The sequence below is a fragment of the Vibrio sp. 1S139 genome, from assembly GCF_041439475.1.
Classification (GTDB): Bacteria; Pseudomonadota; Gammaproteobacteria; order Enterobacterales; family Vibrionaceae; genus Vibrio; species Vibrio crassostreae_C.
This window is the reverse complement of the sequence record NZ_JBGOOD010000043.1, coordinates 34,152-44,930: the sequence shown is the minus strand read 5'-3', so window position 1 is coordinate 44,930 and position 10,779 is coordinate 34,152. Positions and strand designations below refer to the sequence as shown.

General features: G+C 45.4%; 8 protein-coding genes. 2 read left to right on the top strand and 6 right to left on the bottom strand.

What is annotated here, in order from left to right; translation table 11 throughout:
• Positions 1-170: 170 nt before the first annotated feature.
• Positions 171-1,061, bottom strand: a complete 891-nt coding sequence (ilvY, locus tag ACED46_RS14930; RefSeq protein ID WP_017061966.1) for an HTH-type transcriptional activator IlvY — start codon at positions 1,059-1,061, stop codon at positions 171-173.
• Positions 1,062-1,207: 146 nt separating this feature from the next.
• Between ilvY and ilvC the strand changes: the two genes are divergently transcribed.
• On the top strand, positions 1,208-2,692 hold the full coding sequence (gene ilvC, locus ACED46_RS14925; RefSeq protein ID WP_017061965.1) for a ketol-acid reductoisomerase: 1,485 nt from the start codon (positions 1,208-1,210) through the stop codon (positions 2,690-2,692).
• A gap of 161 nt (positions 2,693-2,853) precedes the next feature.
• Here the strand turns inward: ilvC and ACED46_RS14920 are convergent, their stop codons facing one another.
• The 4 genes from ACED46_RS14920 to ACED46_RS14905 all read right to left on the bottom strand — a co-directional run bounded on the left by ACED46_RS14920 (position 2,854) and on the right by ACED46_RS14905 (position 8,065).
• Positions 2,854-3,105 (bottom strand): accessory factor UbiK family protein, encoded by a 252-nt coding sequence (locus tag ACED46_RS14920; protein WP_017061964.1) that lies wholly within the window; start codon positions 3,103-3,105, stop codon positions 2,854-2,856.
• A gap of 119 nt (positions 3,106-3,224) precedes the next feature.
• The gene (locus ACED46_RS14915) at positions 3,225-6,347 is read right to left on the bottom strand and encodes a multidrug efflux RND transporter permease subunit (protein ID WP_371721782.1); all 3,123 of its coding nucleotides are present in this window, start codon (positions 6,345-6,347) and stop codon (positions 3,225-3,227) included.
• Between the two features lie 11 nt (positions 6,348-6,358).
• Positions 6,359-7,465 carry an efflux RND transporter periplasmic adaptor subunit gene (locus ACED46_RS14910; protein ID WP_017066594.1) on the bottom strand — a complete coding sequence of 369 codons (1,107 nt, stop codon included), beginning with the start codon at positions 7,463-7,465 and terminating at the stop codon, positions 6,359-6,361.
• A gap of 18 nt (positions 7,466-7,483) precedes the next feature.
• A complete protein-coding gene (locus ACED46_RS14905; RefSeq protein WP_017061961.1) occupies positions 7,484-8,065 on the bottom strand; it encodes a TetR/AcrR family transcriptional regulator in 582 nt (193 codons plus the stop codon).
• Between the two features lie 180 nt (positions 8,066-8,245).
• Between ACED46_RS14905 and rep the strand changes: the two genes are divergently transcribed.
• Complete coding sequence (rep, locus tag ACED46_RS14900) at positions 8,246-10,264, top strand: DNA helicase Rep (protein ID WP_017061960.1); 2,019 nt, start codon at positions 8,246-8,248, stop codon at positions 10,262-10,264.
• 81 nt (positions 10,265-10,345) lie between these two features.
• Here rep and ACED46_RS14895 read toward each other — a convergent pair whose 3' ends face one another.
• Positions 10,346-10,759: a cytochrome c5 family protein gene (locus tag ACED46_RS14895; RefSeq protein ID WP_017063036.1), complete on the bottom strand. Its 414-nt coding sequence runs from the start codon at positions 10,757-10,759 to the stop codon at positions 10,346-10,348.
• Positions 10,760-10,779 lie beyond the last annotated feature (20 nt).

Below are 10,779 nucleotides of genomic sequence, written 5' to 3'. Positions count from 1 at the left end.
AAACCGGCAACCGTTAATAGCGGTTCTAGGGTTCAAATCCCTATCCCTCCACCACCATTAGAAAGCCCGCTGAGAAATCAGCGGGCTTTTTTCTTATCTGCGATATACATAAATAAAAGGGGAAGGGCACTGACGTGCTCTTCCCTTTTTTGTATTTAAAACAATGACGACTAGTCCGCTAAATATTTCCCTTCTGCAACTTGCCAGAACGCTCGAATTAGAGGGTTATCTAGCTGTGCTCGCTTACAACATACGCCTAACTCAAATGGCTTGATAGGTTCTATCTTTAAGCGGCTAACTTTATCTCTTACTGGACTGTTGTTTATGACCACATCAGGTGCGATGCCAACTCCACATCCTAGTGCCACCATACTTACAATCGCCTCATGGCCAGAAACTTGCGCGTATATGTTGGGTTTTATCTTCATCTTTTTAAACCATGCATTGGCTCGTTCACGCGCTGTTCCTGCTTCTGGGATGATAAAGGGCACTTCATTCCAGTTTGGCTTATCGGATTGCAGTTGTTGGCTAAAGCTACTCACACCAGATGGAATGATGACTGACAGTGGAATATCGCTGATGGTTTCGAATTCTAACCTTGAAGGAAGGATGTCTGGCTTTGCTGAAATCGCGATATCCGCTTCATCGTTTAAGATCTTGTCGATGGATTGAGCTGGATCACCAGTAGAGAGCTTAAATTCAATATACGGATGAATAGCCCTAAATTCGGTTATGAGTTCAGGTAGGTGACTGTAGCTAGCCGTTACTGAACAAAATATACGGATCTCACCTTTAAGTTCTTGCTCTCCGCCCTTCAGGTGAAGGTTATATTGCTGCCACTCTCCCACGATGCTCAATGCTACAGGCAATAGGTGTTTTCCTGCTGGGGTAAGATCAACACTGCGGTTGTCTCTGATTAGCAGTTCTTGTCCTGTTTCCTCTTCAAGCTTTTGTATCTGACGGCTCAGCGCTGAAGGACTGACGTGCATAGCAGCAGCGGTTTTGCTGAAACTCTTGCTGTCGCATAAATGTATAAATAATTGTAGAGATTTTATGTTCATGTTCTGCGATCGTTTCCATGTTGCATTTATTGCAATAACTAATTGTGAATATATCACTTTCAGCAACGGAGTGTCTGTTTTAGTATGAAGTCATTCGATAGAGAGATATCGACCTTACGGACTTATTTTTAAAGGAGTGCCCTAGAATGGCTAACTATTTCAATACATTAAACCTTCGTGAACAACTAGACCAATTAGGTCGTTGCCGCTTTATGGATCGTGAAGAATTCGCGACAGAAGCTGAATACCTTGAAGGTAAGAAAATCGTAATTGTTGGTTGTGGTGCTCAAGGCCTAAACCAAGGTCTAAATATGCGTGATTCTGGTCTAGACGTATCTTACGCTCTACGCCAAGCGGCAATTGATGAAAAGCGTCAATCATTCAAAAATGCTGATGAAAACGGCTTTGTTGTGGGTAGCTACGAAACGCTAATCCCTCAAGCAGACCTAGTAATCAACCTTACTCCTGATAAGCAACACACAAACGTTGTTGAAACAGTAATGCCTCTAATGAAGCAAGGCGCTGCTCTTGGTTACTCTCACGGCTTCAACGTTGTGGAAGAAGGTATGCAATTACGTGCTGACCTTACTGTAGTAATGGTTGCACCTAAGTGTCCAGGCTCTGAAGTTCGCGAAGAGTACAAACGTGGCTTCGGTGTACCAACACTTATCGCTGTTCACCCAGAAAACGACCCTAAAGGCGAAGGTTGGGATATCGCTAAAGCTTGGGCTGCAGGTACTGGTGGTCATCGTGCAGGTTGCCTAGAGTCTTCTTTCGTAGCAGAAGTTAAATCTGACCTGATGGGTGAGCAAACTATCCTTTGTGGCATGCTACAAGCGGGTTCTATCGTATCTTACGAGAAGATGATTGCTGATGGCATCGAACCTGGCTACGCAGGCAAGCTTCTACAATACGGTTGGGAAACGATTACTGAAGCACTTAAGTTTGGTGGCGTAACTCACATGATGGATCGCCTATCTAACCCGGCTAAAGTTAAAGCGTTTGAGCTTTCTGAAGAGCTTAAAGACCTAATGCGTCCGCTTTACAACAAGCACATGGATGACATCATCTCTGGTCACTTCTCTAGCACAATGATGGCTGACTGGGCGAACGATGACGTGAACCTACTAGGCTGGCGTGAAGAGACAGGCGAAACTGCATTCGAAAACTACCCAGCTTCTGACGTAGAAATCTCAGAGCAAGAGTACTTCGACAACGGTATCCTAATGGTTGCTATGGTTCGTGCCGGTGTTGAGCTAGCATTCGAAGCTATGACGGCATCAGGCATCATTGATGAGTCTGCTTACTACGAATCTCTACATGAGCTTCCACTAATCGCAAACACAGTTGCTCGTAAGCGTCTTTACGAAATGAACGTTGTAATCTCTGATACTGCTGAGTACGGTAACTACCTATTCGCTAACGTAGCAACACCGCTACTACGTGAGAAGTTCATGCCTTCAGTAGCAACGGACGTCATCGGCCGTGGTCTAGGTGAGACATCTAACCAAGTTGATAACGCTAAGCTAATTGAAGTAAACGAAGCTATCCGTAACCACCCTGTAGAATACATTGGTGAAGAGCTACGTAGCTACATGAGCGACATGAAGCGTATCGCTGTTGGCGGTTAATCTTCCAGTTCATCACTGAATAAAAATAGCCCTGAACATTTGTTCGGGGCTTTTTTATGCTTGCAACTATTTTACCGGTGAAGGCTTGATAGATTGAGGAAAAAATAAAGGCTTACCCGAAGGTAAGCCTTTATTCGAACTTGAACTGATTGAAAAAATGACTATTTGTCTGAAAGCTTTGCTTCTAGTTCAGCCAGTTTTTGTTCCATTTCAGTGAGCTTCTGACGAGTGCGCAGTAGTACTTGAGTCTGAACATCAAACTCTTCACGGCTTACAACATCTAGTTTGTTTAGCTGGCCTTGGATAACTTGGCGAACTTTCTGGTCTACGTCTGAACCCAGTTCTTTTACTGGCTGAGGCATAGAGTCGTGGATCTGCTTAGCAATTTGCTCTAGTTTTTTTGGATCAAACATATCGATTAAAACTCCTGACTATTTATCACTATTCTATTTAATCACACTTGAGATGTCGCCTATCGCGTATAAAAAAAGGCCACCGAAGTAGCCTTTTTGATTGTTTTACGACTTAGCGATTACTTGTTATCTGCTAATTCTCTGTGTGCTGCTTTTGCTTCATCGACGCGAGCTAGTTTTTCTAGATCTTTGTCTTCCACAAATACAGGAAGAGGTTTGTGTTTTTCAGCTAGGTAGCTGTAAATCACTGGCAGTACAAATAGCGTAAAGATAGTACCAATCGCTAGACCAGCAACGATTACGATACCGATACTAAAGCGCTGAGCTGCACCTGCACCACTTGCGTACATCAGTGGGATTAGACCCGCGATCATCGCAGCTGTTGTCATCAGAATTGGACGAAGACGAACTTTTGCTGCTTCCATCACCGCTTCAATACGAGTCTTGTGGTGATGCAGTTGTTCTTCTTTTGCAACCTCACAGATTAATATACCGTGCTTGGTAATCAGGCCGACCAGCGTGATTAAACCTACTTGTGAGTAGATGTTCATCGTTGCCGCACCCCAAGCTAGAGCAATTAGGGCACCACAGATCGCCAGTGGTACAGATACCATGATAACCAGTGGATCTTTTAGAGATTCGAACTGAATCGCCAGTACCAAGAAGATGATTGCTAGCGCCAGACCAAAGGTTGCGTAAAGTGCGCTACCTTCTGTTACGTATTGACGAGCTTCACCCATGTAATCGTGGTTGTAGCCACTTGGTAGCTTGTTCGTTGCCGTATCTTCAAACCATGCAATCGCATCACCCATCGCCGCGCCAGGAGCTGGTACTGCACCAATCGTTGCTGAGTTCAATTGGTTGAAGTGAGGAAGAGAGCGAGGCTCTGCCACAACATCAATCGTAATTAAACTGCCCAGTGGCACCGCTTTACCATCCGCAGCACGTACATAGTAGTTATTCATCGATTCAGGGTTCAAACGGAACTTACGCTCTACTTGAGGGATAACCTCATAAGAACGACCGTTTAAGTCGATACGGTTTACGTAGCCATCAGACATCATGGTACCAAGGGTGATACCGATATCTTGCATGGTCACACCGTATGCGCCTGCTTTGTCTTTATCGATGTGTACTTTCATCGTTGCTGAGTCGTAGTTCAGATCAAGATCTGAGTAAACGAACAGCGGGTTCGATGCTACATCCGCTAAAATGTCAGTAGTGATTTGGAACAAGCTCTCAAAACTGTTTGGTGTTGTAATAACAAACTGAATTGGAAGACCTGAACCTGCACCTGGTAGTTCTGGCATTTGGAATGCAGTTACCGCCATTCCCGGAACATCTTTAACTAAACCACCAACGCGGTTTGCTACGTCTGATTGGCTCGCCTCACGCTCACTCCATGGAACCATAGATGCGATACCAAACGCTTGGTTTGCATTAGGTACACCAGTAAACACCTGTGCGTAAGCGACTTCTGGCTGATCCGACAGAATCTTGTTTACGTCGTTCATGGTATTTTGCATGAAGTCTAAGTTCGCATTCGAAGGTGCCGTACCCATTAGCATGATTACACCCTTATCTTCTGAAGGTGCTAATTCACTAGGGATGAACTTGAATAACATCGGCAAACTTGCAAATACGATGATAGCAAAGCCAATGAATACTGGACGATGCTGCATTACCGCGCCAAGCATACGCTCGTAACGGTTAGTCATACCATCCAGTACACCATGAACTTTCTGTTCAAACTTGCTTGGCTCAGCGTGAGCTTTCAGCATTTTTGAACACATCATTGGCGATAGCGTAAGTGCCACAATACCTGACACGAAAACCGAACCTGCTAGGGTTAACGCAAACTCTTTAAATAGCGAGCCTGTGATACCACCCATCATTGCGATTGGAGCATATACCGCGCCTAGTGTTAATGTCATTGCAATAACTGGCACCGCGATTTCACGAGTACCGATGATTGCAGCACGGAAAGGGGACTCCCCGAGCTTGATATGTCGGTCGACGTTTTCTAGTACTACGATCGCATCATCTACTACCAGGCCGATGGCGAGTACCATTGCCAGTAGCGTCATCAGGTTCCAAGAGAAGCCCATCGCCTGCATTACCATTGCCACACCAATCAAAGACAGTGGGATAGTAACGATAGGAATAAGAACCGCACGGAAAGAACCCAGGAACAAGGTAATTACAACCAGTACGATTAATGCTGCTTCAAGGATGGTCTTGATTACCTCTTGAATCGATTCGTTAATCGCAATTGTTGAGTCATACATTACGTTCATTGAGATGTTGCTTGGTAGGTTCTTCTCTAGCTGAGGAAGAAGCTCAAGAACATCGGCTGCAATGTTGATCGGGTTAGCACTTGGTGCCGCGTTAATCGCTGCAACAACCGCTTCCTGACCGTTCGCACTTGCACGGTACACATCGTGGCTTTTCTCTAGCGAAACCTTAGCAATGTCAGATAGACGGATTATTTCGCCTGCACCGCTTCGTACTACAAGATTCTCTAGCTCTTCAACGTTAGATACTTGGGTATCAGCACTGCCGTTGTAGAGAACGAACTCACCCGTTGCCTGACCGGTTGCCGATTGGTAGTTGTTGGCATTCAGTACCGACATCACATCGCTAGCGGTTAAATTAACTGCAGCCATTTTTGACGGGTCTAGCCATACGCGTAGTGCGTATTTCATACCACCATATAGGTCAACTTTAGATACGCCATTTACCGTAAATAGTTGCGGGTTGATTACTCGCTCTAGATAGTCGGTAATTTGGCTCGACACCAACTCATCACTGGTAAAACCAATGTAGAGTACCGCCGTTGTTGAACCGGTAGACATAGTTACGGTTGGATCTTCGGCTTCTTTAGGAAGCTGAGAACGTACCGAGTTAGTCTTGGCCAGTATGTCAGACAGCGCCGCATTCGGGTCTGTGTTCAACTTCATGTTCACGGTAATCGTCGAGCTACCGAGTACAGAAGAAGAAGTCATATAGTCGATGTTATCCGCTTGGGCCACAGCCTGCTCGAGGGGCTGGGTGATAAAGCCTTGGATAAGATCGGCACTTGCACCGTAGTAACTCGTGGTGACGGTTACTACGGTATTCGTCATTTCAGGGTATTCACGCACCTGCATTTTGAAGATTGCTTGTAAGCCAAGCAGCGCAATCAAAAAGCTGATGGATACCGCTAGAACTGGACGTTTAATAAAAACATCAGTAAAGCGCATTGTGCCTCCGGTTACAGCATAGGTGTTTCAGATGGTGGTGTGATTGCATCACTTTCCACAACCTTAACTTTGGCACCGTTACTTAGACGTACTTGGCCAGAAGTCACAACGGTATCGCCCGCTTTCACACCCTCAAGGATGTGTGCGATATCAGCAGTACGTTCACCTACTTTTACAACATGTTGAGTAACGCGTTGAACGCCGTCTTCTTCAGTTAGGATATAAACATTGTCGCCGTATAGAGTGAAAGTAATCGCTGTTTGAGGCAGAGTTACTTGGTTCTCTAATTTAGGCAGAATGATGTTAGCGCGAGCGAACATACCGCTACGAAGCTTGCCATCATTGTTTGGAATGTCTGCTTGAACTTGAATAAGACCACTTTGCACGCTTACTGCAGGTTCAATTGCGCTGATAGAGCCCTCAAATGGGATTTCAGGGTAAGCGTCAACGAAGATATCAACTGCTTGACCCACACTGATGCGAGAGATGTCAGTCTGAGAAACCGTGAAGCGTAGGCGCATAACACTGGTGTCTTCCAGGCGAACAATATCAGTACCTGATTGTAGGTATTGGCCTAGGTAAACATTGCGGATACCAACGGTACCATCGAATGGTGCGCGAATTTCGCGACGATCGATAGACGCTTTTAGACTTTCAATATCAGCTGAAAGAGAGAAGTAGTTAGCTTCTGCTTCATCGTACGCTTCTTTAGAAATAGAGCCTTTCTTGAATAGACCTTGGTAACGCTTGTATTTTGCTTTCGCAGCAGGCAAACGAGCTTCAGAACTCTTAAGGTTGGCTTTCTCTACGTCAGAATCAAGACGTACCAGTTGCTGACCACTCTTAACATCAGTACCCGATTCGAAAGAAATTTGGTCAATAACACCGCTGGTTTCGTTCGCTAGTGTCACACCTTGATTTGGTTCGATGAAGCCGATAGCTTCAATTACGGGAACCCAGTCGATCGGCTGAACTTCAGTTACCGTTACGGGAAACTCGGGTTCAGGGCGGTTGGCCATATACTCAGCAATTTTTTGTTGTTTGAACATGTTAAACCCAATAACGCTGCCGAAAAGTAGTACAGCGATGAGTAACATGAAGAAAGTCCACTTTTTCATTATGGTCAAAACTCCGATCTAGTGTTTAATTATTGCGTCCCAACTGGCTTCGATTGCAGATTCTAGTTCTGCCTCATCAAGTTGGTAAAATCCTAAAGAATGCTTGCGTGCTAGAGAAACACTAGCCGCCAAGCTCAATCCACCTAATACTTCATTGTTAAGTGGTTTAAACAATCCTTGTTCTTTCCCCTCATTAAATAGCAGCTCAACTTGGGCAAACATTTTACGTTCTAGTTCCCTGAAGTTTAGGCTATTTGTGATGGGTAGAGAGTCATACTGAACCCGATTTTTTATTGCGGCTAAATTCGTTCCTGCTAAGTTCCATATGTTCAACCACATAGTACGGTAGCGTTGTTTAATTGGATCCGAATCATTAACCCCTTGTTGAACAGCATCAGCTACTCTTTGAGTCACGAGCATTCGAACATCTTCTATCAAATGCTCTTTATCATCGAAGTAGCGATAGATAGTGCCTGCAGCCACTCCCGCTTCTTTGGCTAATTTTTGCATTGAAAGGCCTTGGAAACCGACCTCTGCAATTAGCTTTTCAGCTGCAGAAAGTATTTGCTGGCGTTTATCCCGAGGTGCATGAGTTGTCATATTTCAACCACCAATGAATGAACGTTCATTCATTATAGCCTAATAACCACACACATGTGCAACAAAGTTTTACATAATCAGCGTAAAAATCTTGTATAAGAGAACGTAGCATTCGTGCTGTTGCAGCATTATTATAGGCGCGCAATTGAATTCGCCCCTCTAGACCAAACTGAGAATCAAATGAAACTGAACCCAAGACAAGATGAAGCCGTGAAATATGTTTCGGGCCCCTGCTTAGTATTAGCGGGCGCTGGATCCGGTAAAACACGTGTTATCACCAATAAAATTGCTTATCTGGTTCAGGAATGTGGCTATAAGGCGCGTAATATTGCGGCGGTGACCTTTACTAATAAAGCGGCACGCGAGATGAAAGAGCGTGTTGGGCAAACTCTAGGTAAGGGCGAATCGAAAGGGCTGATTGTTTCGACTTTTCATACCATGGGCTTAACCATCATTCGCCGTGAATACAAAGCGCTGGGTTTGAAAGCGGGTTTCTCTCTGTTTGATGACCAAGACCAGTTAGCTTTGTTAAAAGAGTTAACAGAGAGACAGATCGATGGTGATAAGGATTTGCTACGCGCTTTAATGAGCACCATTTCGAATTGGAAAAATGACATGCTGACGCCAGATCAGGCGAAAGCACGTGCTCAAGGCGAACAAGAGCAGTTGTTTGCATTCTGTTTTGAGATGTACCAGAAACAGATGAAGGCATACAACGCACTCGATTTTGATGATCTGATCGCGATGCCTGTATTACTACTGAAAACCAATCAAGAGGTGCGTGAGCGCTGGCAGTCGCGTATCCGCTATTTACTGGTCGATGAATACCAAGATACCAACACCAGCCAATATGAGTTGGTTCGTTTACTGGTGGGAGAGCGTGGTCGCTTGACGGTAGTAGGTGACGATGACCAATCTATCTATTCATGGCGTGGTGCAAAACCGCAAAACTTGGTGTTGCTGGGTGAGGACTATCCAAATCTTCGCTTGATCAAACTCGAGCAAAACTATCGCTCAACCAGCCGAATATTACGTGCGGCGAACATCTTGATCGCCAACAACCCACACGTTTATGAAAAGTCACTATTCTCAGAGATCCCAGACGGTGAAAAGCTCAAGGTACTGAATGCTAAGAATGAAGAGCATGAAGCAGAGCGTATTACCGGCGAGATCATCGCCCACAAGTTTTTGAACCGTACTGAATACAAAGATTACGCAGTGCTTTACCGTGGTAACCACCAATCACGCTTGATTGAAAAAGCGCTGATGCAGAACCGTGTGCCTTACAAGATCTCTGGCGGTACCTCTTTCTTCGCGAGAGCCGAGATTAAAGACATCATGGCTTACCTGCGTGTGTTGGTGAACCCTGATGATGACAACGCCTTCCTACGTATTGTAAACACACCGCGCCGAGAGATTGGTCCGGTGACGCTTGAGAAGTTAGGCAGCTACGCCAATATGCGTGGCAAGAGCTTGTTTGAAGCCAGCTTTGAGATGGGCTTAGAGCAGACACTGACGGGGCGTGGTTTAGAAAATTTGCGCCGCTTCGGTGACTGGATTGTTCGTATCTCAGACAATGCCGAGCGTGGTAATACGGTTGAAGCCGTTCGTTCTTTGGTTCGTGACATCAACTACGAAGATTGGTTGTACGAAACCTCAGCGAGCCCGAAAGCCGCTGAAATGCGAATGAAGAACGTCTCTGATCTGTATAGCTGGATTGTGGCCGATCTTGAGGGTGACAACTACGATAAAGAAGAGAAAACCCTGCGCGAGGTGGTTCAACGTTTAACGCTGCGCGATATGATGGAGCGTGGTGAGGATGATGACGATGCAGATCAAGTCCAATTAATGACATTGCATGCATCGAAAGGTCTAGAGTTCCCATATGTATTCCTGATGGGTGCAGAAGAGGGCATCTTGCCGCACCAAACCAGTGTCGATGAAGGCAACGTAGAAGAAGAACGTCGTCTTATGTATGTGGGGATTACTCGAGCGCAGAAAGAGCTGACTTTTACTAAGTGTCGTGAACGTCGTCAATATGGTGAATTAATAAAGCCAACACAAAGCCGCTTCCTCGATGAGCTGCCGCACGATGATGTGGAGTGGGAAAGCGTTAAGAAGCCTCAATCCGCTGAAGAAAGAATGGAAAAAGGGCAGGCGCACATTGCGAATATTCGAGCGATGTTCAACAAGAAGTAATGCCCTACTTTAATCGCACTATATAGAAGCCAATAAAAAAGGTGACCATGAGGTCACCTTTTCTGAATCTGGCATTTTTAATTACAGACCGGCAATCATGTGCTCGATAGCATCTTTGATTTCGTCGTCTGAACAATCCATACATGAACCTTTCGCTGGCATCGCATTGAAGCCGTTGATTGCGTGGTCAGCTAGAATGTCGCGACCTTGAGCAATGCGAGGACCCCAGTCACCAGCATCACCTGTTTTAGGTGCGCCACTTACGCCAGATGCGTGACAAGCGATACAAAAGGTACCGTAAACTGCTGCGCCATCACGAGGGCCTGTTGGTTCTGCGGCTACTGGCTCGCTGCCGACTAGGTAAACTTGGCCAACTGGTTTGATGCGTTCAGCAATTGCATCGTGCTCCGCTTCGCTTAGGCCTGCAGCCATTGCGCCAGTTGAAAAGGTTAAAACTGCGATGACAACGCTTAAAATTCGACGAGACATATCCATTAAACTCACTTTACATTCCC

Excerpts from the sequence above, each read along its gene's own strand:
- ilvY (WP_017061966.1), bottom strand. The coding sequence starts at position 1,061 with ATGAACATAAAATCTCTACAATTATTTATACATTTATGCGACAGCAAG.
- ilvC (WP_017061965.1), top strand. The coding sequence starts at position 1,208 with ATGGCTAACTATTTCAATACATTAAACCTTCGTGAACAACTAGACCAA.
- ACED46_RS14920 (WP_017061964.1), bottom strand. The coding sequence starts at position 3,105 with ATGTTTGATCCAAAAAAACTAGAGCAAATTGCTAAGCAGATCCACGAC.
- ACED46_RS14915 (WP_371721782.1), bottom strand. The coding sequence starts at position 6,347 with ATGCGCTTTACTGATGTTTTTATTAAACGTCCAGTTCTAGCGGTATCC.
- ACED46_RS14910 (WP_017066594.1), bottom strand. The coding sequence starts at position 7,465 with ATGAAAAAGTGGACTTTCTTCATGTTACTCATCGCTGTACTACTTTTC.
- ACED46_RS14905 (WP_017061961.1), bottom strand. The coding sequence starts at position 8,065 with ATGACAACTCATGCACCTCGGGATAAACGCCAGCAAATACTTTCTGCA.
- rep (WP_017061960.1), top strand. The coding sequence starts at position 8,246 with ATGAAACTGAACCCAAGACAAGATGAAGCCGTGAAATATGTTTCGGGC.
- ACED46_RS14895 (WP_017063036.1), bottom strand. The coding sequence starts at position 10,759 with ATGGATATGTCTCGTCGAATTTTAAGCGTTGTCATCGCAGTTTTAACC.